Genomic DNA, 24,966 nt, shown 5'->3' on the forward strand with positions numbered 1-24,966 from the left:
ATTGTGACAAACAATCGATCACGGTAAGACGAGTTTTCCCATTATTGTTTCACGGTTTGCACCGGTTGCGGAAGGCAAGTTATTCGATTTGCCATGAAGAAATTGATTGGCAAGAACAACAAAAGCAATCGCTTCCTTGGCGTCACTTGAAAAAGTTAGATCATCTAATTTCATTACATTACAGGAAAGCTCATTCTGTAAACCTTCCATAATGGAACGATTATGAACACCGCCACCGGAAACGATAACCTCATCGACATCGATTATTGGAGAAACAAACGTGTGAATGCTTCGGACAATGGATTTGATCGTGTAGTGTGTAACTGTTGTAACAAGAGTATCAAAGGGTAAATCTAACTCATCTGCTCGTGTTAAGATTTTCTGTAAAAGTGCGTCGTTATAATGCTCTCGCCCAGTACTTTTCGGTGGTGACCGTGCTAAGAATGCATCGTTTTGCAGAAGTTCATCTAGTAACCTACCATCGACTTGACCCTTTGCTGCAATCAATCCGTCCATATCAAAACTTTGACGATCCTTGGTTACCGTTCGAACGACGCCATCAATCAGTACATTTCCTGGTCCGATATCAAATGCAGTGCAGGCAACAGCATGTGCTCCTCTTTTTGGTACAATCGTTAAATTACTTATCCCACCAATGTTCATAAGGACTCTGTTTCGTTGATCATCAGAAAAAAGCAGTGAATCGACAAATGGGACGAGCGGAGCACCTTGACCTCCATGAGCCATATCATTAGGTCGAAAGTCTCCGACAGTTACGATCCCAGTCCGTGCAGCGATAACTGCTAGTTCACCGATTTGAAAGGTTGCTTCTTTTTCTGGCCAATGAAAGATCGTTTGTCCGTGTGAGCTAATAAAATCAATTTGACCGGGTTTCATTCCGGCCTTTTCTATCACGGTCAACGCAGCTTCTGCAAAATGTTCACCAAGCTCAACATTCATCTGACAGATCTTTTCAACAGTAGAGTTTTCTGGGTTACACAATTCAATGATTCGGTTTCGATCCTCTGCTTGATAAGGAATAGATTCGAATTCAATGAGTCGCACCTGAGTTTCATCGTCAACCCCTTCTATTTCAACTAAGGCGGCATCGATTCCATCAAGCGAGGTTCCAGACATTAGTCCAACCGCAACCTTTTTTTTCTTTTCCAAAATCGAGGAAATAATCCGAAGCATGACTAGCCCTCCTTATTTTCGCTGTTTCTGCTGAATAAATTCGATGGCTTTGCGAGTTTCATCTAAATATTCAATGGACTCATCATACTGGTTTGTTGCAACGCACATAAATAAAATGTCTAGAACGTGTAACTGAGCAAGTCTAGATGAAGTTGCGCCGCTACGGAACGTCGCTTCTTTCGATGCCGATGTAAACAGCTTAATTAACGAACGGTCAGAAATACGAGACGATCCGTACTTTGTTAAACTGATTGTTTTCGCACCTTTTTTATTTGCTAGCTCTACAATATTGGCTACTTCGATTGTTTCCCCTGAAAAAGAGATACCGACAACGACATCATTTGGTTGTACATTTCCGATTAAGGTAGCAACCATATGAACATCTGGAAAGGCCATTGCTTTTTTGTTGATCCTTAAGAACTTTTGTTGGGCATCCTGTGCAATAATTCCCGAGGCACCTACACCAAAGAAGTGAATCGTATCAGCTTCGATTAATGCTTGGACAGCACTTGATAATTCCTCAAGGTTGAGTACTTCGGACGTTTCTTTTAAAGATTGTATGCTGTTGTTTGTCATTTTTTCTAAAACCGATGCATGTGTTTCATTCGGTTGAATATCCCGGTAACCTTCCGTTTTATTCTTCTGCAAATCCCCTGCAACCTTTAACTTTAAATCTTGAAAGCCTTTTAAGCCCAGTGATTTGCAGAGGCGAATAACTGCTGCGCTGCTCGTTTGACTTTGCTGAGCCAGCTCATTTGTCGTCGCTGTTACTGAAGCTTGCGGGTTAGTAAGGATATAAGAAGCTATTTTTTTCTCCGATGGTGGAAGCTTTTCTAACATTTCCTTGATCATGACGATTCCACCTGTTGTAGAAGTCATTGATTTTCACCTTCTCTTTCTTTACTCTAGATCTTATAGAATTGTGACGGGAAACTTTCCGGCAACTTTTACTTTTCCATACAAACATTGTACCGCAATGCGTAATGCCGGTGTTGTAAACTCATAGGTTGCAATGGCTACCGCTGCCTCTGGAAAATGGCCAAGATCATAAGGACTTCTCATCGCGATTACTGCAACGGGTATGTTCAGGTGAAGTAACGCTTCAACAAGTCTTTGCTGAGATTCCGAGCGTGATGCTGTTAACGTTCCAACAATAATCGTGTCTGCCTTATCTGCTTCATGGATAACGTGATCAATTTCTTCTTGGGTTGGGTGTTGGGAAACCGTTAATACCTTTGCTTCAGGATGGATTTCTTGCACGACCGAACCAAGGGCATGAGAGGAAAACCGCTCATCCTCGACCTGAGTTAAATACGTATTTTCCGGATAGACAACAAGTACCTGGTGAGATGCAGCATTTGAAAGGGGTAAAAATCCTTCCTTTTTTTCAACTAATGTAATCCCTTTTTTCATCACATCGTGTACAAGGGTCTCGTAATAGGCATCGCGTAAAAATGTAGTTGAGTTAGGATGCCAGTTTAATGTCTTCTTTTTTAAATTGCTTACTCTCTTGTAGGCAGCATCAATCGTTTCCTCATCCAATTCACCGGTCTGAACAGCAGAGTATACACGTTCAATCGCCTCATATTGTAGTTCAGGAAGATGGGAAATCATGATTAGATCTACACCTGCCTTTATTGCTTCTACCGCACCTTGAGCTGTACCAATCCCGTCAGCAATGGCTTTCATTTCCATACAGTCCGTTGTAATGACTCCGTCGTATCCAAGCTCTTCCCGAAGCAATCCAGTGATCACCGCCTCCGACATAGTAGCCGGTCGGTCAACCTCTGGCTCAATAGATGGGAAATAAACATGGGCAGTCATTACCGTGTCTGCACCGTTTGCGATCCCTGTTTTGAAAGGAACGAGTTCGATTTCATGGAGCCGTGTGAGATCGTGCGAGATAACGGGCAACTCCAAATGAGAATCCAGATTCGTATCCCCATGTCCAGGGAAATGCTTCAGGGTTGTAATCATACCTGCTTCCTTCATCCCCGTTATAAGCTGTGACCCAAATTCCGCTACACTATTAGGATTTTCACCAAATGAGCGGACATCAATAACCGGATTAGTAGGATTGTTATTTACATCAACAACAGGAGAGAGGTTCCAATTGATTCCGAGCTTAAGCAGTTCTGTTCCTGTTGCATATCCAATTTTACGGGCTAGTTCCGGGTCACCGGTAGCGCCAAGCAGCATTGCTCCTGGAAAGACGGTTGTCCCCTCCCCAAGTCTTCGCACAACGCCATTTTCTTGATCAATGCAAATAAATAACGGCTGTTCATGACCCGCTTTCTTTGCACACGTTTGAAGAGATGCTGTCAGTTCCTGTATTTCATCAGGAGTCCCAATGTTGCGACCAAAAAGAATAATCCCTCCTACATGATGGCCATCAATTAACTCTTGAATATCCTTCGACAACTTCGATGGAGATTCTGCTTTAAATCCAAACACCATTAATTGCCCAATCTTTTTCCGTAATGAATCTGTCATCATTGTTTCACCCCACCCATTGATAACCCTTTAACAAAATACCTTTGGAATAGTAAGAAGAAAACGATCATTGGGATCGCTGCTACCGTCGCTCCCGTCATTAACAGCTTAAAGCTTGCTAAATTCGCATCCTGTAATGTTTTCAAGCCGGCTGGAAGTGTCAGCAAGTTCTCATCATTTAAGACAATGATCGGCCATAGAAATGAATTCCACATTAGAACAAACGTAAAGATTCCAAGAACAGCCATCGCTGGTTTCGCCAAAGGAACGATAATTGTCCAAAAGATTTTCCATTCAGAAGCGCCGTCTATTTTCGCTGCTTCAATCAGCTCATTCGGAATCGCTAGTAAGAACTGGCGCATTAAGAAAACGCCAAAAGCTAAAGCGAGACTCGGAAAAATCAATGCCCAATGTGTATTAAATAGCTGGAGTTCTTGCACCATCATAAAGGTCGGTACAAGTGTGACTTGTTCTGGAATCATCATTGTAGAGATAATCGCCCAAAAAATGATCTTTTTTCCAGGGAAATTCTTTTTTGCTAAGACGTATCCGGACATCGTATCAATCAGAACAATCGCTAAGGTTGTAAGAATCGAGATATACAAGCTATTAAACAGCCATTTTAATATTTTTGTTCGTTCAAATAAGACTACGAACCCTTCAAATGTCTTTGTGATGACCTCGTCCATCTTTTCGTCATGGTAGGCAGCATCTTCTTTATCCCCTGAATCTTCTGCTGCTTCTCGCTCCTGCCACTGGTGAATGTATTCTTTAATGCCTACTGGGTAGAGTTTTGGAGGGGCAGATTCTACATAGTTAATCGGTTCCTCCATGGTTTCATTTTGATAGCTTGGTAGTTGAAGTGAAGTTGAAAATACCCAATACAGGGGTAACAGAGATACGAATGCCATAAAGATTAATGTTACATAGATCAAAAGCTTTCCTATTTTTTGATTAACATCATTACTGTTCACTTTTTTCACCTGCCTAATGATGATCGGATCGTAGTGTTCTATATTGGAAAATGGCGAAGATCATAATGATAAAGAATAAAATCACAGATTGCGCAGATGCCAATCCGAATTTAAAATCTCGGAACGCAGTTTTATAAATGACATGTACAATGGTTTCAGTAGCGTTTCCAGGCCCTCCACCGGTCATCATAATAATTTGTGTAAAGACTTGGAACGACCCAATTGTACTTAAAATGAACAGGTATAACGTTGTCGGCTTCAGCATCGGCACAGTGATTCTCCACCAACGCTGAAACGTATTCGCACCATCAATTTTTGCCGCTTCATATAACGTTTGATCAATCTCGTTCATCGCTGCCAAATAAATAATGATTCCAGAACCGGGCGGGATAAGGATTGACATGATCATAAGAGACAATAACGCCGTATCACTCTGCCCAAGCCAATTAACGGGATCCATCCCAAGCAGTCCTACAATATAATTAAAAAGTCCGAACTTATAATTATACATCCAGCGCCATACCATCGCGATAATAACCATCGATGTAACGGTCGGGAGATAGAATGCTGCTCTGAAAAAAGATTGTGAAAGCTTCCCTAGTGGTTGGACGAGGGTAGCGATCAACAAAGCCGTTAAGACAAATGCAGGTACAGTTATAATCGTGTATAAGAGTGTATTCCATAATGAAATACGGAACACTTTACTTTGAAACGCGTCGACATAGTTTTCAATCCCTACCCACGTCGATCCCATAATATTAAACTCCTGAAACGATAGAACAAATGACCAGACGATTGGTATTAACATAAATAGTGCGAAAAAAATAAGTTTGGGCATTAAAAATAAATAAGCCACTTTATTTTTGTTTATCTGGATTAAAAGTACTTTCATTCGGGACTGCTTCTTAACAGGTTTTGGATCGAAATCTGTTTTCAATGCTGGTTTAATCCCCAATGCTGGTTCACTCCCTTTTAGAAAACATCTATGTAGTAAAAGTCGTGAGTTACAGGCAGGAAAGCTCTCTTGTATTGAAAAGCGCAAGCGCCCTGGGGTTAGCCCCGAGGGTCACTGGAAGGCCAACGAGGAGGCTGTCACCGCCGCAGGAGGACTGAAGTGATCCAAGGGGCTGGGTGCTGGAGCTAGACATTGCATCTATCCAACTAAGTTTTTACCCTGCTAGAAAAAGGGAAGAGAGCCCCCTTGAAAAAATGATTATTCGTTTAAGATTGCCTCTACCGTTTCACCGGCTGATTTCAATGCTTCTTTCGGAGTCTTTTCCCCGTTAAGGGCGAGCTGTAATTGCTTTTGAATTGCTTCATCAATTCGAGCCCAACTTGGATGACGTGGAACCATTACTGCATGTTTTGATAGCTCTTGTGCTTTTGCCATTTGCGGATTGTCAGCAAATGGTTCTTGTTCTGCTGCTGATTTACGTGCAGGGAAGATTCCATAGTTTTTCGCCATCGTAACTTGTTCATCTGTACTAGAAATGTGCTTTACAAACTCCGCTGCAACACGCTTCTTCGTTTCATCTTCTGAATTAAACATAACCCATCCACCTACACCACCGATTGTTACCGGCTCTCCTGTTTTACCAGTTGGATATTGAGCTACCATAAAGTTCGTTTTGAATTCTTCACCTTGTGCAGATGCGATTGCCCATGTTGCCCAAGGCTCAACAGCGACTGTACGCTGATCGTTAGCAGCCCATGCTTTCCAAGTTCCGCCGACGTCTTGACCACCCATGCTTTCTGGAGTGACTTCATATTTAAACTTCAGGTCCACCAGCTTCTGCAAGCCACTGATCGCTTCTTCAGAATCAAATGTGTATTCTGATAGGTCTTCGCTCAATGGATATCCACCATCCATTAATAGGAATGGCCATGCTTCATAGTAACCAGGTAAGATATAGGTTGAGAATCCGTCAACCTTATCCCCAGTTAAGGCCTCCATTTTTTCCACGAATTCATCATACGTCCATTTTCCATCCTTTGGAGGCTCTACACCTTTTTCCTCGAAAATATCCAGGTTTAACAGCATTGCATGAACACTGATTGAATTCGGAATTCCATAAAGCTTGCTGTCATACGTGTAGGCTTCTACTGCGTTATCGTAGAAATCAGCTTTCTCATCCTCTGTTAAATATGGATCAAACGGTGCAACAACCCCTTGTTTAATGTGATTGATGTTGACTGATCCACCACTAATATCAACAGGGGCGATATCTGGCCACGCACGTCCAGCGATGGCTACGCTCAGTTTGTCGTTCATTTCAGCCCAAGGGGTTTTAACTAAATCAATTTTCACACCAGGGTATTCTTCTTGGAACTCTGCAATTTTATCTTCAATCCAGTGATACTTGTTGTCTTTTTTATCGGCCCAACGAGGTCCGTCCCACATCGTTATCGTACCTTCCCACTTTTTCCATGCATCCGGATCATCATTTTTGTCATTCGACGCGTCTTTATTCGAACAACCCGCAAAAATCCCCAAAACAAGCACCAATGATAAAATTGTCATCAACCACTTTTTCATTTTCAAGGTAAATCCCCCTCGTATTGTTTTGTAAACGCTTACAATCATTTGTAGCCTTTTGCTCGAAGAAGAGCTTTTCGGACAGATCCTTCTGCTTTTTGGATACATTCCTTTGCGACAACAAGCGGTACTGCAGCCTTTAACATCACGATGGCTGTTTTGACTTCATAATTCGTTTGCTTAAGTATCGTTTCTGCATCCTTGTAAGAAATACCTGTTAGTGTCATAACAATATATTTAGAACGCTCTATTAACTTCTGATTAGATGGATACACATCCACCATCAAATTTTCATAGATCTTTCCGAGCTTGATCATTGTCGCTGTAGTCAGCATATTAAGTACCATTTTCTGAGCAGTTGCTGCCTTTAAACGGGTAGATCCAGTTAGAATTTCAGGACCAACAGTAACCTCTATACTGTTATCTACTCGTGTTGATATTTGTGAATTCGGATTGCAGCTTAGGCTGACTGTAGCTGCACCTGCACCCTTTGCTGCATCGATCGCACCCATAACATAAGGCGTTCTCCCACTGGCGGTAATTCCAACGACGACGTCCATTGAGGTTATGTTCTTTCTTAGTAGGTCAGTACTACCTTGAGCATGGTTGTCTTCAGCGCCTTCAACTGCCTCGAACATCGCCTCTGAACCACCTGCAATAATCGCTTGAACCATCTCTGAGGATGTACTGAAGGTTGGTGGGCATTCAGCAGCATCGATTACCCCGAGACGACCACTTGTTCCAGCACCAATGTAAAATAATCTTCCGTCTTTTTTGAAAGCTCTATAGACCGTGTCTACAGCCGCTGAAATTTGAGGTAATGCCCTCTGAACAGCAAGAGCGACACTCTGATCCTCCTGATTAATAATCCTTAGAATCTCAAGAGTTTCAAAAGTATCGATGCTGTTCGTCTTTATATTTCGTTGCTCGGTCATTAATGACGTTAAATCTAGCTCCATAGCACACCCCAATCAGTCAAATTTGAAATGAAGAACATTCCATCCCCCGTTGGTATGAACATTCAGTTTTATTAATTGTTTTATAAAATTATATTTCGTTAATTTCAGAAGAATTCCTGCTTAAATAAAATAACTTTTCAGAATATTTATTTAATTATTAAAAGGAAATTTTATATTTGTATCGAATTGAAACCGGGTAGTAACTATTTTGAAGGAGGAAAATGAATGAGTAAGCGAATTCTTATTTTCATGCTCACGGTAATTCTTGTAGGCACCTTCACCCTTTCTAGTTTTCAAATTACAGAGGCTTCAGATGGACAAATGATTCGAATTGGAGTTGTTCCCCAAGCAGAAACGATTGACATAGGAAGTGAAGAATCGTTTGTAATCAAGGATAAGGTAACAGATGAGATTTTAGCAGAAGGAATCAACGATTTTGCAACTATTTCACTAGAAAGCTCCGGAACAATCGAAACCAACTACCGACTTCAAGTGGCTTGGACGACAAGCGAGCCGTATATGAATGATTGGCTCGATCGTGCAAGTAACGCTGGATATGAAACCTATATAGAGCCGTACAATAACGGTTATAGACTTTATATTGGTGAATTTCCGGCCGATGCGAGCTGGAGTGTACGAAATGCCTTTCGTGATGAAGTGATTGCTCTCGGCCTAGCTGCTAATGATTCATTCTGGAAACTAATTACGATTTCAACAGGAACATCTTCGATGAAAGTGAGCTACAACGGTGAACACACAGTGACTGAAAACCCTGTTGTGATCTCTTCTGAGGATGGTTTAATTGAGATCAATGGTAAGAAGTACCGTGGGAATGGTGAAGTTGCCTATAATAGTAAAGGAACGTTAGCTGGAATTAATGAACTTCCCGTTGAACAATACTTATATGGTGTCGTTCCAAGAGAACTTCCCCCAGTTCCTTACGGCGAAATGGAAGCACAAAAGGCTCAGGCTGTTGCTGCAAGAACCTATACATTAGCGAATCTTGGGAAACGCAGCAACGATGGTTATGATTTGTTACCAACAACATCTGATCAGGTCTATGCTGGTTATGAAGCAGAGCATCCTATTTCCACACAGGCTATTAAGGAAACGGAAGGAACCGTTGCAACCCATAACGGTAAGCTAATAACAGCCGTTTATCATTCTACTAGTGGCGGGGTTACCGCAAACAATGAAGACGTCTGGGATTCTGAACCTGTTGATTACCTAAGAGGTGTACCTGTGTTTGATCTTGATGGTAAGTCACGAAAGAAAGCCCCTTCGATGGACAGTTTTATTAATGATAAAAATGCTACATCTTTACGCAAAATGGATGGATACGAGGAGGATTGGTCTAAGTACTATCGCTGGCAGTTTGAGTGGACTGCCGAAGAGATTTCAGAAGTATTAAGCGAATACTATAAAACGGATGTAGGAGAAGTTTACGAGATTAATGTGTTAGAGCGAGCGAATTATGGTAGGATTCTTGAAATTGAATATGTCACTGAAAATGGAATATTCTATGAACAAAAAGACCGGGTTAGATGGTCGTTAAAATATATTAACGCAAAAGGTGAACATAGTGTCCTTCTAAGTACCCTTTTCTTTATCTTACCTACACACTCTGGTGGTTTTAAAGCGTATGGGGGAGGATGGGGGCATGGTGTAGGAATGTCTCAAACAGGCGCTGTTGGAATGGCTTATGATGGAGATACATTTGACGAGATTCTTAAACACTTCTATCAAGGAATTGAACTGGAAGTTAGGTATTAATAAGGAAAATAATTCAACCGCCTAGACGAAAGGGGCTGATCATTATGGTCAACCCCTTTCATTTGCATTCAGTTAAGGATTTTTTCATATTGGTGGTATTCCTTCCAAACTTCAAAGCCGAATGACTTATAAAAAGTATCCAATTCGGTCCAATCGATAACCAGGTGTTTGGCTTTTCTTTCAACCGCTAATTGAATCGCAGCCTCGACAATCGCTTTCCCATATCCATTTTTCCGATAGTATCGATCAATACCAAGCGGTCCAATCCCAACCATCTTTTCTGGAAAGACCGCATCCCAGTATACATTTGGGCCGAGAATTGGACTCTCAGTATCATTTACTCGAACAAACCCAATGATCTTTCCTTCTTTTTTTGCCACCAAAAAATGCCTTCCATCTCCTCCTGCACGGAAATAATCGATTGCTTCATACTCCCATCTTCCCGGAAAGGATTGGTGGAGAAATGCAAGCAACGCCCCTTGCTCCACTTCTTTTAACACAGAAATGACAAGGTCCGTTTTTAGCAGCTTTATACCACTTGATACGGAACGATAGTAGTCCTGGACCTTGTTCACGTATTGGTAATCTTGTTTCTCAAACCAAATCAATGTGTCGCTGCAACAACTTGGAATTCCTGGAAAGTAGTGATGAATATCACGGCCGAGTACAATTTTAGAAACACCACAATTACGTAATGATTTTTCTGCCATTTGAAGAAGCTTCATAACGATGCCTTTCCTGCGATGCTCCTTTGCTACCAGAATTACCTGAATCCAGCCGACTTTATTCGGCAGCAAGTCTACTTGTTCTCTTGTTACCTTCGAAATGATGAGTCCCACTACTTTTTCATCGCAGTGAACAATAAAAGATCCTTCTTCTAAAAGATGCAGACATTTGAAGCTGTTTTGGATAAAAAGCCGCTCCGAAATCGGAAACTCGTTACCAAGTTCCTGATTCCATAACGAACAGACATCTCTTATTACTTCTATAGTAGCCTCATTCCAACGGCTAAACTGTATCATATGGACCACCTCCCATTTTAATAGAGAAGGTACGTACTTCTGACTTTATGAATCTTGTTTAACTAGCGCTTTTCTTTAGCGCGCCAGAAATAAGCCCTTTGGAAACGATTGGAGTGTGAAAATGATCGGACACCCTGATTAGTTCAATCTTGAATCATGAACCTTGTAACTTTATGTACTGAAAATTATCCATCGTATCTTCCTATTGATACGTCCTTTGCAATGTTTCAATAAACGTATTCGAAGGATGTACAACGGTCCTTCTATATCCTGCAATAACCGCTCCTGCCACAGGTGGTAGTTTCGGATAAATGAATGCTACATTTGAAGGTAGATGAGCTTCAAGTAGGGGTTGGATCCGATCAAAGTGCTTAAAGACACTCCCCGCTAGTACAACTTTCACTTCATCATCATTCCGAAAATATTGGGTGATCATTCCATTTATACAACGACATATATCATTGAATGCGAGCTTAATAATAGACTCAGCTACTTGATCGCCTGTGAGCCACTCCTCAAAAACATCCTCACAAATGGAAGCAATACGCGCTCGAGAATCTTTCCCATCATAAATACAAGATATGAGCTGTGGTGGTGTATTAATCGAAAAGCGCTCAAGAATTCGTTTCGTTAATGTAGTTTCCATCCTCAAACCATCATGCGCTTCAAACATTTTTTGGATAGCCAGTCGACCAATTCCATAACCGCTGCCATGATGTTCGGTTAGATAACCCCATCCGCCCACACGAACCTCTTTACCTTCATTTGTAATACCAAATGTAATTGAACCAGTCCCAGCGATGTTGACAATTCCAGGATCTCCATTAGTCCCAGAATAAAGTGCGGTTAGCGCATCAGTGTACAGGAGGACATCAACTGCTGAACCAAATTGTGATTGAAGGATGGCCGTTAATTGTTTTCGTGAATGATGACTTTCCGTGCCAGCAATACCAGCAAAAACACCAATTACTTGTTTAAATGATTTTGGGTGTTCGTTTCGAACCGTTTCAATTAAGGATACGAACGTTTTTTCTACCTCTTTTATGCTTGTTGATAACGGATTAGTCGGACCGCCATCATATTTAGTGAGAAAGTTCCCCTTAGGATCAATAAGTACAAGCGTCGTTTTCGTTCCACCACCGTCAATCCCTATAAAACACATCTCAGATTCCTCCTAATCCCTAAATACATCAACTAAAAATGAATATTTTTCACCACGGAATACAGTTTCTACATACTCAAATGGATTACCCGAAGAAAGGTATGTCGTTCTTTTCACGATTAAAATCGGGCTATTTTGCTGAACACCTAAATGTTGACTTTCCAGTTCTGTCGATAGTCCTGCTTCAATCTGCTGAGTAGCACGATGAATCGTTTCTTTAAATTCATTACGAACAAATTCATATAAAGACCCCTGAGCTGAATCCTCCGAAAGGTTTGAAAATAGCTTTACCGGAAGATAAGCTCTCTCAACAGCCATTGGTTCTTTATCTGCATATCGAACTCTATAAAGGCAATAGACAGCTTCATTCTTCGATAGCATCAGTTTGTTTATAATCGGGTCGGGTACGTGATTCATCTTTTCAAACGAAATTAGCTTTGTGGAAGGAACTAGCCCACGTCGTTTCATATCCTCTGTAAAACTAACCAAGCCCTTTAATGCATAGGATAGCGTTTGTTCAGATACGAAGGTACCCTTTCCTTTCTCCCTATACAGCTTTCCCTTAGAAACAAGATTATTAATTGCTTGCCTTACTGTCATTCGGCTGACCTCGAGACTTTCTGACAACTCACGCTCTGATGGAATTGCATCTCCACGCTGATACTTTCCATTCTCGATTTCACTAACAAGTAATTGTTCGATTTGAACGTAAATAGGTATACTTATTTGTTTATTAATCATACGAACCACCCTTTTAGAAAGTAATCTGCACTAGCGATTTTTCGCTGCGTTATCAACAATTAACGTTACATTTGGATGTTCGTTTAAAATAGTAGCAGGCCAAGCTGGATCCACCTTACCGCTTAGCAGTTTATCAACAGCTGCAGCTTTCCCTTCTCCAGATGCGAGCAATACGATCGATTTACTTTTCATGATCGTGGAAATCCCCATAGTGATCGCTCGGGTAGGTACTTCTTTTATATTCGAGAAAAAGCGAGCGTTTGCCTTCCTCGTACTCTCCGTTAACGTAACAATATGTGTTCGTGAGGAAAACGATGTGAACGGTTCATTAAAACCGATATGTCCATTTCGTCCAATTCCGAGTATTTGGAGGTCAATCCCACCAATACGTTCGATCCTTTGTTCATATTTATCACACTCATCCTCTAAGTCTACAGCAGTTCCATCTGGTATAAACGCTTGATCCTTCGAAAGATTTAAAGGTGTATAAAGATTTTCCTGCATGTAGTTCCAATAGCTTTGTGGATGAATTGCATTGAGCCCAACATACTCATCAAGGTTTACTGTGTTAATATTTGAAAGGTTTAGTCCTTCCCTCTTCACTCTGTTTACAAGCTGTTCATACGTTCCTTTAGGCGTGTCGCCAGTTGCAGCTCCTAATACAAGGCGAGGGTTAGATTTTATTTGATTAAAAATCAATATCGCTGCTTTCTCACTCAATGTAGAATAGTTTGTGGTTTCGATGATGTTCACTTCTGATCCTCCCTACAATTCAATAATGCTCCATACTTCTAAATCCTATTGTAATAGTTGATAGGTATAGTTGTCTATACCAGTATATATAAAATAAAGAAAACTTGGCTAGCGCCAAGTTTTCTTTAAAGTTTAACTTAATTATAGTTTCGAAGGCCTGTTACTTTCCAGAATATTAATGCTGCTACAAGTATAATCAAAACTCCTCCACCTAGCATAACTTGTGAAACATCTATTCCTGTTGATAACAATCCTGAAGTAATCGCAAACGACACTGGGACTAAACCGAGCGAAGCCATCGACAATAGACTCATTACACGACCAATCATTTCATCTTTTACAACCGATTGAACAGCCGCAAAAATCGGGATATTTATTAAAGAAAAAGTGGCTCCTAGAAGTGCGATCGCAACAAGACTCTGCCAAAGAATACCGGTTTGACTTAACAAACTAAATAGGAATCCAGAGCAAAGAACAGAGAAAATTACCAATAATCCACGTTTTTTCTGGATGTTAAGAATTCCTACAACAATGGAACCGACTAGCATCCCTCCAGCAAAGGCACCTTCTAAATAGCTGTAGACAAGTGAATCCCCTTGTAACACATTATCAACAAAAAGCGGAAGCCCCATCTGAAGCGGTCCAACCATAAATAGATTGATCAAGACGGCAAAGACTACCAACGCACTTAAGAAAGCGGATTGTCTAACATAAACGATCCCTTCTTTAATCGAACCTAACAAATTGGAATCGGAATGATCGTCATTCTCCTCCGTTTTCTTTTTAACTTTGATCAAAAGAACAGCAATACTAGCAATAACTAACAAACCTGCTGTAATTGAAAAAGTGGTTACATAGTTTCCAAGAGCAATGATCGCTCCTGCAAGCATCGGACCGACTATGAATGATGATTGACTTGTCATTTGAATAATTGAATTCGCTCTCGTTAACTGTTGTTTCTCAATCAATGATGGTAGCAATCCACCGTTCGCTGGCCAGAAAAACGCATCTAAAATTCCGAATACGAATGCAAACAATACAAACGACCAAAGCGTAACATCACCGAATAGCAGCCAGACAACAAGTGCACCAGCAACACCTGCTCTCGTAAAGTCGGAGATAAACATGATCAAGTTTTTGTTAAACCGATCGGCAATTGCTCCACCTATGACCATAAAAACAACCCGCGGGATACTCGAAGCAATAAACACTAACCCAAGTGAAGCCTCGAGTCCCATTACTTCAACGACATACCAAGATTGCGAAAACATGAAAATTGATAGTCCAAAGCTTGAGCATAAATCCGCAATCCATAACAAAAGAAAGTTTCTGTTTTTCCACAAGGCAGGAATTTGTGCTTCCTGCTTCGCATTTACAACCGCTTCCATACGATCCCCTCCATAACGAACATCTGCCTCCATTTTCCAATAAAGAAGGAGATTCACCTACTGTCTTCAGTATGGTTTTTTACTCCGTCTCAAGGCTGATATTGTTACCCGTTTTTAAATAAGCAAACACCATGTATTTAAGTGTTCTTAGCATCGCCTTATGTTTTCTATCTTGTTTGTGAAAGAGAAGATGAAGGACGATTCCATCCGTTAAGGCCCAAAACATCCGGGAAAGATCATCAATGCTAACCTCTGAACTGAATTCACCCGTATCGATCCCTTCATGAACAATTTCTTTGATAAAATCAGTAAATATAATCGCTCGCTCATCAAACAACTTTTGCTTTTCTGGATATTTCGAAATATAGATCCAGAATTCAAAGGAAACGGCTATTCTTTCGAGGTCCCCTTCTTCAAGACTTCCATTAAGAAAATAATCGAACAAATAATGAAATTTTTCAGATGCTGTATCTTTCGTCTCCATCTCTTTTTTTATCGTGAAAAATTTCTCAGTACGTTGTTCATTTAACCGAAAGAAAATCTCCTCTTTACTTTCAAAATAGAGATAAATGGAGCCTTTACTCGTTCCTGATGCTTTTGCGATATCGTCTACAGTTGTATCATTGTATCCTTTTTGAGCAAAGCACTGATTGGCTGCTTCTAGAATCGCTTCCCTTTTTTCTTCTTTATACTTTTTCGATACTTTTGGCATTCGAGTTTCTATTCTCCTTTATGGTTTTCTTCATCCAAACCTGTTCGACAATTGTTGTAAATCCTGCTTCACCGAGCAAATTCATGAGAGGCTGATCATTGATGGAACAATTGATCACTAGACGTTTACAGTTTATTTCTGAACTAAAAACGTTTGAGAGAATCGCACGAATTAAATGGTCCTGATCGTCAAACCCTTGGTCTGTACCAAGTTGATGGAGCACAATCGTTGCAATCGTTCCATTCGAATGAAATATCCTTCGAAACGTGGCATATCCAACTTCTAGGTTGTTCGATCGTACAACGACAGCTTCACCATTCATCGCGCTCTGCCATTGAGTTTGCCAAGGGCGATCTATTCGATAGAACGACAATCGGGATACCCGTTCAGGAACAGTCTGCTCGTATGTATAAAGGTTCGAAGGAGATATATTGAACGGATCTGCTCCTTCTTGCTGAAGGTAGGCAACTTTATCTGAGACCACATACCCTAGAGTTTCATACAAATTTACAGCTGGTTCATTTTGGGAGATCGCTTCCAGTGTGGCAACTGAGACCCCTTTTTTACGGTAAATTTCGATTACCTTTTCCATCATCCGCTTACCTACACCCGTTCTCCGGAATTCTGTCGCTACTCCAGTTCCACCGTTATAGCTGATCACTTCTCCATTCACCGTTCGGAACCCACTTAAAACAATCCCTGCGGGGGTTCCATCACAGAAGGCAATAACGGAATCGGGTGCTGATAATCCTTCCTGAACCATTCTCTTCAAAAATTGATCCACCGTCATTGTCATTTGAGAAAAATAACCTTTAAAACCGTTATTCCATGCATCCAACACATCAGTTAATGAACAATCTGAAAGGCGTTTAATTTCGATCATCTTATTTTGTCTCCTTTTCAAAAAGGTAAGGTATAAAATTTTGTTGCATAGTTGCATTGTCTAAACTGACTGGTTAGTTTTTTATTTATATATATATTCGATTGAATCAAATAGTTTCCTCCTTTTTGCATAAGGAATATTGACGCCACTTCCAAGCTTCTCTATCGTTATGTGAGGAAGGTGATAAAATATGGAGCGATTACTCATACGCAAAATGATTGATCGGTGTTTAACTGATTATTTTGGAGATGCGTCGCTTTCTCCACTTACGGAGGATGACTATAAACAATTAATTAGTATCGTCTCGAATACAATTGAGAAGCAAGAAAATGATCCATCATATGAAATCGTTCATGATGTAGTGTATACATATTTGACCCAAGAAGAAATCTAATGTTTTTAACTTGTGTGTTCAATTAATTTACTTATTCATACGAATAATTTTATAAAGCTAATCCATATTAAAACTAATCTTTAGCATGGAAAGGAGATTCTCTATGGGGCGAGGACATAAGCATTCACACCCTGCAAACGACAAGAACTCAAAAACGTTACCACAAACACCGAAAAAAGATATTGTCCAAAATAATGACGAAATTGAGCTTGCCAAGGAATTAACTGCACATTACAACTTAAAAGCAAAGCCTGGATTTCCTCCAACAGAAGTGGAACGCAATGATGATACTAGGTAAATCAAAGGGGCTGACTCAAAAGTAGCCGTATCCACACGTCTAACGTAGTTTTTGCAATATCTAGATTTAATAACGTCAAAATGTTGTGTTGCAGATGCCTGAATTCTCTGTTTTGAAGTCATTCCCTAAGTTTATTGGGCCCTATTTTATGGAACGATTACAAAACACGTGTAAAACATCCCTAAAACGGTATAAAATCAGTTTTTTCCGGTTCTTCACCAAAGAATGTAGCTGTGAAAAGATAGTTTGCCGCGGAACCGAGGTAACTTGGCGCGATAAAGTGGATTTTGCCGCAGAACTGAGGTGGTTTGCCGCGATAAATAAGATTTTGCCGCGAAACTCGGCTATATGCCGCGGAGATGGTTTTTGCCGCGAAACGTTACCACCCACAGTATGGTGAAGAGTCTTTTTACTTCTTAGTAAGGGCTGCCGTATAATCTAAAAAGCGGCTGATCAAAAGAGTTCTGTTGCGAACTTTTGAGTCAGCCCCTCTTTTCTTTTTAAACTGCTTAACACTTGTTCTGATTTCTATACACTTGGGGTTATAGTTTCAAATGAATCGCGAGTTAAAAAACATGAACTTTCTTTCTCGAAATCTCTAGGCAACGCTTCTTTGAGAACATTCATTGATTTTTTTACACCTGTAAGTGGTTCCATCATCAAATCTTCCATTTCGAGAACGACAGGTCCTTCATATCCAGTCATTTTAACGACCGTAAAGAATTCCTTCCACCAACCGACATTATGTCCATGTCCAAGTGCTACATAATTCCATGAACGAGTAGCAAAGCTCTCCATCGGTTTCACATCAATTAGGCCATGAGCGTCATTAACTCCTCTTTCAATCCGGACATCTTTCGCATGGACATGGTACATCGCACTTCCTAATGCTCTTGCCGCTGCGATAGGATCGCCACCCATCCAAAATAAATGACTTGGATCAAAATTCATGCCAATCAGGTCCCCAACTTCATTTCTTAATTTAAAAAGTGTTTCTGGATTATAAACTAAATTACAACCCAGATTTTCGATGGCAATTTTTCTAACGCCGTGTTCGGTCGCAACTTTTACAGCTTTTTCCCAATATGGGAAGGCAACTTCATTCCATTGCCATTCTAGAGTTTCAAAATGAGGAGGCAAAATAGGATGTGTCAGCCAATTAGGTGTTACATCATTTGGTCCCCCACTAGGACAACCAGACATCATGACCATCGTTTCTACTTCTAAAAGCCCTGCAAGTTGAAATGTTTTTTCTATAACTGCTTTATGGGCTTCTCCCTCTTCCGTCGGTTCGAGTTGATTTCCTGAACAATTTAAAGCAGCAATTTCAAGTCCTCTGCGTTTAAGAGCATCTAAAAAATTCACGCGTTTAACTTTACTCTCAAGCAATCCATCTAAATCAACATGCGGTGCTTTAGACCAATTACCACAACCTAACTCCAGAGCTTCAAATCCCAAATCGACACATGTATCAAGCATCTCTTCAAATGGCAGGTATCCTAAAATATCGGTTACTAGACCAGCCTTCATCACCTTAATTACCTCCTATTCCTGATGCTTTATGGTTTGTATTAAACTCTTTCATTTTGCTTTTGGCCATGGCTGCAATTGCTTCTTTAGCTGGTGTGATGATGGCTCGAGGCTCATATATTCCCTCGTCAGCGGTCAATACTTCGCGAATAGATTGCGCCCAGGCTTGTATGCATTCTGTATTGACATTAATTTTGGCGTGCCCGAGTTCAATCGCCTTCTGGGTTTGATAATCAGGTATTCCAGAACCTCCATGAAGGACGAGCGGTACTCCCGTCAATTCAGAAATTTGTTTCATCTCATCAAATCCCAGTTTGGGTTCACCCTGATATGGTCCATGAACCGAACCCAAGGCAGCTGCCAAAGCATCGATCCCCGCTTCTTCTACAATCCGTAAACATTCATTGGGATCGGCATATTTGATTCCGCCAACCAACCCATCTTCCATACCTCCGACTGTTCCAACTTCCGCTTCCACAGATACTTGTTTTGGATGAGCATAGTCTACAACTTGTTTAGTCATAGCAATGTTCTCATCAATTGGATATTGGGAGCCGTCGAACATAACCGACGTAAACCCGGCATCAATCGCCTTTTTGCAGCGTTCAATACTCATTCCGTGATCCAGATGCAGCACAACGGGAACCGTTACCGACATTTCTTCTATAAGGCCTTTTACCATTGCAACAATCGTCTTAAAGCCTCCCAAATAATCGATAAGTCTGTCAGAAGCCCCCAGTATAACAGGTGCGCGTTCTTCATCAGCTGCCTGTAAAAAAGCTTGTATCGATTCTAGGTTATTAATATTGTATTGGCCGACAGCGTAATTACCTTCCTTAGCTTTAAGCAGCATGTCTTTCATAGATACTAAAGTCACTAACATCGCACATCCCTTTCGTAAAGATAGTAAACTTTCAATTATACTGGTTGTAAGTCGTAATACTTTGATACCACTTTGATTGTTGTTTCTTTTGCCATCTTGATGACTTCTTCAGCATCCAACTTATAGTATTCGGGCCGGAATAATTCAACGGACACAACTTCTGAGAAACCGATTTCCTTCAATGTTAATAAAATGCTGTCCAAATCAATAGCACCACACCCAGGCCATACCCGATCTTCATCGGTCAGGAATCCGATCGGAAAATCTTCCGTATCGTCAATGTGTAAAATGAAAATTTTTGAGCCATCAGCTTTTTTTAGATCTTCTAAATTTGATCCCATCGCATGGAAATGAAAACAATCAAGGACGAATCCAACATTATCACGATTAACAGTTTCAACAATATCGTAAACCTGGCCGAATGTATTGACTGTACATTGTGGATGCCCAACAAATTCGACTGCAATTTTCACTCCGTACGGTTGTGCGATATCTGACAGCTCTTCCAGCACCTTTACACAACTGTTTTTGATATCTTGTTTCAATATCTTTTGTTCCGTTACTAGCGGCACTGCCACGACATATTTCACACCTAATCTCTTTGCTGTTTCCATCTTCTCTTTGAAATCATCGATGATTTCCTTGTATCCGGCTTCATCACGATTATTGAAAAATACTAAAGCGTTCAATGCCAGGGGCTTAATATTGTGTGTATTGAAGAATTCGGCCAATTCATCAAGGGACTTCTCCTTTAAATACTCAGGCAATTTGTCCATTGTCCGAATTTCGATAAAGTCGTAGCCGTGTTTATCACAATACTCCAAATCTTTTGCTAAATTGGAGTTTTCCAGTGTTGTAGCTTGGTTAAAACAAAGCTTCATATTGAATCCCCACTATTTTTGTATTTTATAAAGATCTAGAATATTCTACACCCAGTCCTTTTTTTACTTCATTCAGCATAAACCTACTTGATTCATCTGCCCGATCTTCTTCCCCGAATACAGCAACAGTGGCGATACCATCGAATTTCATCTCGCGTAATTTTGAGAAAAGCATGTCCCAATTGATATCACCTTTGCCGATATCCATATGTTGGTGGACGGTTGCATGAACACCTGGTGGGTTAACGACGTATCGAAGACACGAGGATCCTTTATGATTATAAGTATCCGCAATATTTATATGCGTTAACTTGTCCCCTGCGTATTCCAACATAGAAGCAATATCCCCATTACCATCATCATAGAAGAATGTATGTGGTACCGCATAGAAGTAATTCACCCAATCTTTATCAAGTCCACGGATAAGATCGACAGCTTCATTGTTGCGTTCAATGAAATCAAATGGATGGGCTTGAATATCAAGCTTAATACCTTCCTTCTCGAGAATAGGAAGCAGCTCTTCCATAGAACGTATTAACATCTGTTCACATTTATATGGTTTATCTGAATGGCCAGTAAATTCTGTATTTAAAAGGTTAACGTCCATTTCAACAGCGATTTCAATACACCGCTTCCAGTTTCTAACTGCTGCTTCTCTGTCCTCTTCTTCTGGACCAGCCCAATGTTGCATAGGTAACAAGGATGAAAGTTTCACTCCTGTATCACGTAAAGCGTTTTTAAATTCTTTAATTCTAGCCTTATCTACTCGTGGATATTTATAAAAAGGCATGAAATCATCCCGTGGTGATAATTCAATATACTCATAGCCCAATTCAGCAACCTTTTCAACCATTTTTGGTATCGGAAGGTGTCTATACATATACGGATCCAGTGCGATTTTCATTTTCATTCCTCCATCATTTAGTTGCAGTTTGTTTATATAAGGTTGTTCACAAAAAAATTAAACTGTTTCAGTGATTTCATTGTTATAGAAGTCTGGTTTTTCTGCTAATGTCACAGGTTCTTTCTCTCCTGTTTGTTGGGCATTCACACAAGCATCCGCTGTAACAGATGCAATATAGCCATCCCATGAAGTCGGACCATTTGGCTCACCCGTTTTTTTGATCGAATCCATGAAGTCCTGTAATTCTTTGTCATAAGCATCAATAAAACGCTGTTTCCAATCCATCAATATGTTTGTACCCAGCTTCGCTTCCTTACGGGTAATAATGCTTGCAACTTCTGGCAGACTCACAATTCCTTCTTCACCAATAACCTCACATTGAATGTCATAACCATATTTGCAATTTACAAATACCTCCACATTAATGATAATGCCGGTGTTTGTTTCCAGTATGATCATTTGCGGATCCTGTAAGTGGTCTAATGCATGCTTTGTTTTCTTTGGAAATACTACCTGTACCGATTTATAGTCATCGCCCGCCAGCCAGTGTAGAACATCAATTTCGTGAACCAGCGTATCGGTAACGGCCATTTCTGTAGTATAGGTACCGTCAACCTCCGGGTTCCTGTGCGCGCAGCGGATCATTAATGGTTCACCAATAGAATTGTTATCAATCGCTTCCTTTAATTGTACATAACCACTATCATAGCGGCGCATAAATCCAACCTGTACTAAACGCTTGCCATGTTTCATTTCTGCTTCAACAATTCGCATGCACCCTTCAGCTGTTGTAGCTAAAGGTTTTTCGCAGAATACATACTTTCCAGCCTCAATCGCAACCAATACACTTTGTTCATGGGCAGGACCCCAGCTTGTTACCAGCACAGCATCAACATTATCATCTACCACGAGCGCATTATCATCTGGATATATAACGGCATCCAAACCGAATTGCACAACAACATCTCTTGCCGCATCCTGATTGACATCAGTTACAGCGACAATTTCCCCTCCAGATAGAGTGTTTGTAATTCGTTTAATATGCTCTCTTCCAATCGCACCTGTTCCTACCACACCAATTTTTAAAGTCATGAGAATCTTCCTCCTGATATGTTTATTTGTTGCTGTATGATCCTTAAATTCATTTCACTTGAACATCAACCTTATTTAAAGGATCTTGGGCACCTCGATCGTCATAGGTACGGAAATAATGTTCTAGCTGCTCCAGCGAGCGTCCTTTGGTTTCCGGCAGATACTTTTTTACAAATGCGATTGCAACAAGATTCAGAGCTACGAAGATAAAGAACGTCGTGGTTAAACCGAGATTACTGAGTGCTACCGGAAACGCCAGGCTGACGAGAAAGTTTACTATCCAAAGGCAAAATACGCTGATACCCATACCTAATCCTCTCAATCGCAGCGGGAATATTTCCGCGAGCATTAGCCATGCTACTGGTGCAATGGCACCCTGCATGAAAGCTAAAAACGTGACTGTCAAGGCGAGCACAACAAATGGTAGTGCCGCAGTCCCTTGAAGAATGTATGAGAAAATTGCAATAAGCAGGAGTGCTGTCGTAACTCCTATCTGGCCGGTCAATAGCATCGGACGACGTCCAACTTTACCAAGGAGCCAGATGCCGACAAGCGTTGCCACCACCGATATTACCCCATTGGAAATGTTTGCGATAAGCGCGGCACTCCTGTCGAAACCAGCATCCTGCAGGATTGTAGTACCATAGTACATTATCGAGTTAACACCCGTAATTTGCTGAACGAAGCCAATTCCAATCCCTAGAAATACGATGCGGCGTACCCACGGCACAGCCAGATCCTTAAATGTGGCTTTCTCCATCCCCGACTCTTCGGAGAAAGCTGCCTCAATTTCGTGGAGTTCCAATTTAGCCTGTTTCCCCTCACGTATCTGTCCAAGGACTCTTAGGGCATCTGCATTTCTTCCTTTTGAAATAAGCCAACGCGGACTCTCTGGTACTTTAAGCATTCCAAAGAACAGGAAAACTGCCGGAAGTGCCGCGATAATCAGCATGTACCGCCAAACATGCGAGCTGTCGCCCATTGTAATGCCAAGGATAGCGTTGATCACAAAGGCCAATAGTTGTCCAGTAACGATCATCAATTCGTTCTGGGTAACCATTCGCCCCCGTCTCTCCATAGGTGACATTTCCGCTAAATAGGTCGGAACCGTTACGGACGCGCCTCCTACAGCAAGACCCAGCAGAAAACGAAAGATAATCATAACCGTAGCATTCGGAGCAAATGTACATCCAATTGTGGTAATAAAGAACAATATAGCAAGATAAAGAATGTTCTTTTTCCGCCCAATTAGATCTGATAGTCTCCCACCAAACACCGCACCAAGGGCAGCCCCAAAAATAAGAGAACTCGCAACAAGACCTTTAGTAAAAGCGTTGAGATTTAGCTGATCCGCTTCTGACATAAAAGGTAAAGCACCATTGATGACACCGGTATCATACCCAAAAAGAAGCCCGCCGAAGGTTGAGATGATAATAATGGTACTCAAAAGTGACTTATGGTTTCCCTGTCTGTTCAAATTAATTTCTCCTCCTTGATCTAGAAGATTGGATAAGTAATTTTTCGTCTATATATTTTCGGGTCAATAAAGCGTACTCCAATGGATGTGCCACAGAAGGATCCTGCTCAGCTTCAATCACAATCCATCCTTTATAATTGTGGTTCAACAGCGTCTTGTACGGTTTTGCAAAATCAATACACCCATCTCCTGGCACTGTAAACATTCCACATAAGAAGGATTGCAGGAACGACCTACCTTCTTTCTTGCATTCCTCCAACACTTTTCTTCTAGCATCTTTAAAATGAACATGTTTAATACGGTCAATATGCTTGTTTAATAGTGTCATATAATCTCCGTCGGAAACGTAGATGTGACCTGTATCATAAAGTAAATGTACAAAATTCGGGTCGGTATTATCCATTAGTTGATCGATTTCTGCAAGTGATTGGACACCCGTCCCCATATGATGGTGATAGACTAAATCTAAATCGTATTGTTGGGCAATTTTCCCCAGTTCGTTTAACCCCTTGGATAATTTTTCCCATTCGACATCACTGAAGTATGGTTTTTCTGAGAAGATACTTTTCTTTTTACATTGCACACTGTAAGTCTGCTCCGATACCACTGCCACATCTGCATTGACTTCGTATAAATATTGACAATGTTTGTGGAAATCTTGAATTACTTTTTGAATACCATCCCGGATGAGAAAACCACTAAACCACTGACCTGCTATTTTTAAGTTTCGAAGTTTTAGTTCTTTGTTTAATACGTTTGATTCAGGGAAAAAACCGCCGACTTCAGTCCCTTGAAAACCTGCCACCACAATATCGCTTAAAAGGTGTTGCAATGTATTCTCAGCACCGATTTCTGGTATGTCATCATTGCGCCAGCCAATAGGGGCAATCCCCCATAGGATACCTTGTTCTTCCATC

The 24,966-nt window shown here is 40.8% G+C and carries 24 protein-coding genes; 3 read left to right on the forward strand and 21 right to left on the reverse strand.

Features of this window, described 5'->3' with window-relative positions; genetic code table 11:
* Positions 1-18: 18 nt before the first annotated feature.
* The 7 genes from NON16_RS06430 to murQ all read right to left on the reverse strand — a co-directional run bounded on the left by NON16_RS06430 (position 19) and on the right by murQ (position 8,156).
* Positions 19-1,194 carry an anhydro-N-acetylmuramic acid kinase gene (locus NON16_RS06430; protein ID WP_257347882.1) on the reverse strand — a complete coding sequence of 392 codons (1,176 nt, stop codon included), beginning with the start codon at positions 1,192-1,194 and terminating at the stop codon, positions 19-21.
* Positions 1,195-1,206: 12 nt separating this feature from the next.
* On the reverse strand, positions 1,207-2,073 hold the full coding sequence (locus NON16_RS06435) for a MurR/RpiR family transcriptional regulator (RefSeq protein ID WP_257347883.1): 867 nt from the start codon (positions 2,071-2,073) through the stop codon (positions 1,207-1,209).
* Between the two features lie 33 nt (positions 2,074-2,106).
* A complete protein-coding gene (nagZ, locus tag NON16_RS06440) occupies positions 2,107-3,690 on the reverse strand; it encodes a beta-N-acetylhexosaminidase (RefSeq protein WP_257347889.1) in 1,584 nt (527 codons plus the stop codon).
* The gene (locus NON16_RS06445; protein ID WP_257347890.1) at positions 3,687-4,661 is read right to left on the reverse strand and encodes a carbohydrate ABC transporter permease; all 975 of its coding nucleotides are present in this window, start codon (positions 4,659-4,661) and stop codon (positions 3,687-3,689) included. The genes nagZ and NON16_RS06445 overlap by 4 nt, the downstream gene beginning before the upstream one ends.
* A 13-nt stretch (positions 4,662-4,674) precedes the next feature.
* Positions 4,675-5,616: a carbohydrate ABC transporter permease gene (locus NON16_RS06450; protein ID WP_257347892.1), complete on the reverse strand. Its 942-nt coding sequence runs from the start codon at positions 5,614-5,616 to the stop codon at positions 4,675-4,677.
* A gap of 258 nt (positions 5,617-5,874) precedes the next feature.
* Positions 5,875-7,197: a sugar ABC transporter substrate-binding protein gene (locus tag NON16_RS06455; RefSeq protein ID WP_257348065.1), complete on the reverse strand. Its 1,323-nt coding sequence runs from the start codon at positions 7,195-7,197 to the stop codon at positions 5,875-5,877.
* 44 nt (positions 7,198-7,241) lie between these two features.
* Positions 7,242-8,156: an N-acetylmuramic acid 6-phosphate etherase gene (murQ, locus tag NON16_RS06460; RefSeq protein ID WP_257347903.1), complete on the reverse strand. Its 915-nt coding sequence runs from the start codon at positions 8,154-8,156 to the stop codon at positions 7,242-7,244.
* A gap of 225 nt (positions 8,157-8,381) precedes the next feature.
* Here murQ and NON16_RS06465 point away from each other — a divergent pair, with 225 nt between their 5' ends.
* Complete coding sequence (locus NON16_RS06465; RefSeq protein WP_257347905.1) at positions 8,382-9,929, forward strand: SpoIID/LytB domain-containing protein; 1,548 nt, start codon at positions 8,382-8,384, stop codon at positions 9,927-9,929.
* Positions 9,930-9,997: 68 nt separating this feature from the next.
* Here NON16_RS06465 and NON16_RS06470 read toward each other — a convergent pair whose 3' ends face one another.
* The 7 genes from NON16_RS06470 to NON16_RS06500 all read right to left on the reverse strand — a co-directional run bounded on the left by NON16_RS06470 (position 9,998) and on the right by NON16_RS06500 (position 16,590).
* Complete coding sequence (locus NON16_RS06470) at positions 9,998-10,951, reverse strand: GNAT family N-acetyltransferase (protein WP_257347907.1); 954 nt, start codon at positions 10,949-10,951, stop codon at positions 9,998-10,000.
* Between the two features lie 202 nt (positions 10,952-11,153).
* Positions 11,154-12,113 (reverse strand): N-acetylglucosamine kinase, encoded by a 960-nt coding sequence (locus NON16_RS06475; RefSeq protein ID WP_257347908.1) that lies wholly within the window; start codon positions 12,111-12,113, stop codon positions 11,154-11,156.
* Positions 12,114-12,125: 12 nt separating this feature from the next.
* Positions 12,126-12,854, reverse strand: coding sequence for a GntR family transcriptional regulator (locus NON16_RS06480; RefSeq protein ID WP_257347910.1), 729 nt, complete (start codon positions 12,852-12,854; stop codon positions 12,126-12,128).
* A gap of 30 nt (positions 12,855-12,884) precedes the next feature.
* Entirely contained in the window at positions 12,885-13,607 is a 723-nt protein-coding gene (nagB, locus tag NON16_RS06485) for a glucosamine-6-phosphate deaminase (RefSeq protein WP_257347912.1), read from the reverse strand.
* Between the two features lie 137 nt (positions 13,608-13,744).
* A complete protein-coding gene (locus NON16_RS06490) occupies positions 13,745-14,995 on the reverse strand; it encodes an MFS transporter (protein WP_257347914.1) in 1,251 nt (416 codons plus the stop codon).
* A 79-nt stretch (positions 14,996-15,074) separates the two neighbouring features.
* A complete protein-coding gene (locus NON16_RS06495; protein WP_257347916.1) occupies positions 15,075-15,707 on the reverse strand; it encodes a TetR/AcrR family transcriptional regulator in 633 nt (210 codons plus the stop codon).
* The gene (locus tag NON16_RS06500) at positions 15,682-16,590 is read right to left on the reverse strand and encodes a GNAT family N-acetyltransferase (protein ID WP_257347918.1); all 909 of its coding nucleotides are present in this window, start codon (positions 16,588-16,590) and stop codon (positions 15,682-15,684) included. The genes NON16_RS06495 and NON16_RS06500 overlap by 26 nt, the downstream gene beginning before the upstream one ends.
* Positions 16,591-16,780: 190 nt before the next feature.
* Here NON16_RS06500 and NON16_RS06505 point away from each other — a divergent pair, with 190 nt between their 5' ends.
* Both NON16_RS06505 and NON16_RS06510 read left to right on the forward strand, forming a co-directional pair.
* Positions 16,781-16,984: a YqzH family protein gene (locus tag NON16_RS06505; RefSeq protein ID WP_257347921.1), complete on the forward strand. Its 204-nt coding sequence runs from the start codon at positions 16,781-16,783 to the stop codon at positions 16,982-16,984.
* Positions 16,985-17,087: 103 nt separating this feature from the next.
* Positions 17,088-17,282, forward strand: a complete 195-nt coding sequence (locus NON16_RS06510; protein ID WP_257347922.1) for a YfhD family protein — start codon at positions 17,088-17,090, stop codon at positions 17,280-17,282.
* Positions 17,283-17,810: 528 nt separating this feature from the next.
* Here NON16_RS06510 and NON16_RS06515 read toward each other — a convergent pair.
* From NON16_RS06515 to iolE, 7 genes are read right to left on the reverse strand one after another with little or no spacing between them, the layout of a single operon-like run.
* A complete protein-coding gene (locus NON16_RS06515; protein ID WP_257348066.1) occupies positions 17,811-18,812 on the reverse strand; it encodes a sugar phosphate isomerase/epimerase family protein in 1,002 nt (333 codons plus the stop codon).
* 4 nt (positions 18,813-18,816) lie between these two features.
* Positions 18,817-19,689, reverse strand: coding sequence for a class II fructose-1,6-bisphosphate aldolase (fba, locus tag NON16_RS06520; RefSeq protein WP_257347923.1), 873 nt, complete (start codon positions 19,687-19,689; stop codon positions 18,817-18,819).
* Positions 19,690-19,730: 41 nt separating this feature from the next.
* Positions 19,731-20,576 (reverse strand): 2-keto-myo-inositol isomerase, encoded by an 846-nt coding sequence (gene iolI, locus NON16_RS06525; protein ID WP_257347924.1) that lies wholly within the window; start codon positions 20,574-20,576, stop codon positions 19,731-19,733.
* Positions 20,577-20,601: 25 nt separating this feature from the next.
* Positions 20,602-21,480, reverse strand: coding sequence for a sugar phosphate isomerase/epimerase family protein (locus tag NON16_RS06530; RefSeq protein ID WP_257347931.1), 879 nt, complete (start codon positions 21,478-21,480; stop codon positions 20,602-20,604).
* A gap of 57 nt (positions 21,481-21,537) precedes the next feature.
* Complete coding sequence (iolG, locus tag NON16_RS06535; RefSeq protein WP_257347938.1) at positions 21,538-22,572, reverse strand: bifunctional inositol 2-dehydrogenase/D-chiro-inositol 1-dehydrogenase; 1,035 nt, start codon at positions 22,570-22,572, stop codon at positions 21,538-21,540.
* A gap of 49 nt (positions 22,573-22,621) precedes the next feature.
* Positions 22,622-24,049, reverse strand: a complete 1,428-nt coding sequence (locus NON16_RS06540; protein ID WP_257347940.1) for a sugar porter family MFS transporter — start codon at positions 24,047-24,049, stop codon at positions 22,622-22,624.
* Between the two features lies 1 nt (position 24,050).
* Positions 24,051-24,965 (reverse strand): myo-inosose-2 dehydratase, encoded by a 915-nt coding sequence (gene iolE / locus NON16_RS06545; RefSeq protein WP_257348068.1) that lies wholly within the window; start codon positions 24,963-24,965, stop codon positions 24,051-24,053.
* Position 24,966 lies beyond the last annotated feature (1 nt).

It is taken from the genome of Pseudalkalibacillus decolorationis, assembly GCF_024609785.1.
Lineage (GTDB): Bacteria > Bacillota > Bacilli > Bacillales > Fictibacillaceae > Pseudalkalibacillus > Pseudalkalibacillus decolorationis.

Coding starts and splice junctions, on each gene's coding strand:
- NON16_RS06430 (WP_257347882.1), bottom strand. CDS start 1,194: ATGCTTCGGATTATTTCCTCGATTTTGGAAAAGAAAAAAAAGGTTGCG.
- NON16_RS06435 (WP_257347883.1), bottom strand. CDS start 2,073: ATGACTTCTACAACAGGTGGAATCGTCATGATCAAGGAAATGTTAGAA.
- nagZ (WP_257347889.1), bottom strand. CDS start 3,690: ATGATGACAGATTCATTACGGAAAAAGATTGGGCAATTAATGGTGTTT.
- NON16_RS06455 (WP_257348065.1), bottom strand. CDS start 7,197: ATGAAAAAGTGGTTGATGACAATTTTATCATTGGTGCTTGTTTTGGGG.
- murQ (WP_257347903.1), bottom strand. CDS start 8,156: ATGGAGCTAGATTTAACGTCATTAATGACCGAGCAACGAAATATAAAG.
- NON16_RS06465 (WP_257347905.1), top strand. CDS start 8,382: ATGAGTAAGCGAATTCTTATTTTCATGCTCACGGTAATTCTTGTAGGC.
- NON16_RS06470 (WP_257347907.1), bottom strand. CDS start 10,951: ATGATACAGTTTAGCCGTTGGAATGAGGCTACTATAGAAGTAATAAGA.
- NON16_RS06475 (WP_257347908.1), bottom strand. CDS start 12,113: ATGTGTTTTATAGGGATTGACGGTGGTGGAACGAAAACGACGCTTGTA.
- NON16_RS06480 (WP_257347910.1), bottom strand. CDS start 12,854: ATGATTAATAAACAAATAAGTATACCTATTTACGTTCAAATCGAACAA.
- NON16_RS06490 (WP_257347914.1), bottom strand. CDS start 14,995: ATGGAAGCGGTTGTAAATGCGAAGCAGGAAGCACAAATTCCTGCCTTG.
- NON16_RS06495 (WP_257347916.1), bottom strand. CDS start 15,707: ATGCCAAAAGTATCGAAAAAGTATAAAGAAGAAAAAAGGGAAGCGATT.
- NON16_RS06500 (WP_257347918.1), bottom strand. CDS start 16,590: ATGATCGAAATTAAACGCCTTTCAGATTGTTCATTAACTGATGTGTTG.
- NON16_RS06505 (WP_257347921.1), top strand. CDS start 16,781: ATGGAGCGATTACTCATACGCAAAATGATTGATCGGTGTTTAACTGAT.
- NON16_RS06510 (WP_257347922.1), top strand. CDS start 17,088: ATGGGGCGAGGACATAAGCATTCACACCCTGCAAACGACAAGAACTCA.
- NON16_RS06515 (WP_257348066.1), bottom strand. CDS start 18,812: ATGAAGGCTGGTCTAGTAACCGATATTTTAGGATACCTGCCATTTGAA.
- iolI (WP_257347924.1), bottom strand. CDS start 20,576: ATGAAGCTTTGTTTTAACCAAGCTACAACACTGGAAAACTCCAATTTA.
- NON16_RS06530 (WP_257347931.1), bottom strand. CDS start 21,480: ATGAAAATCGCACTGGATCCGTATATGTATAGACACCTTCCGATACCA.
- iolG (WP_257347938.1), bottom strand. CDS start 22,572: ATGACTTTAAAAATTGGTGTGGTAGGAACAGGTGCGATTGGAAGAGAG.
- iolE (WP_257348068.1), bottom strand. CDS start 24,965: ATGGAAGAACAAGGTATCCTATGGGGGATTGCCCCTATTGGCTGGCGC.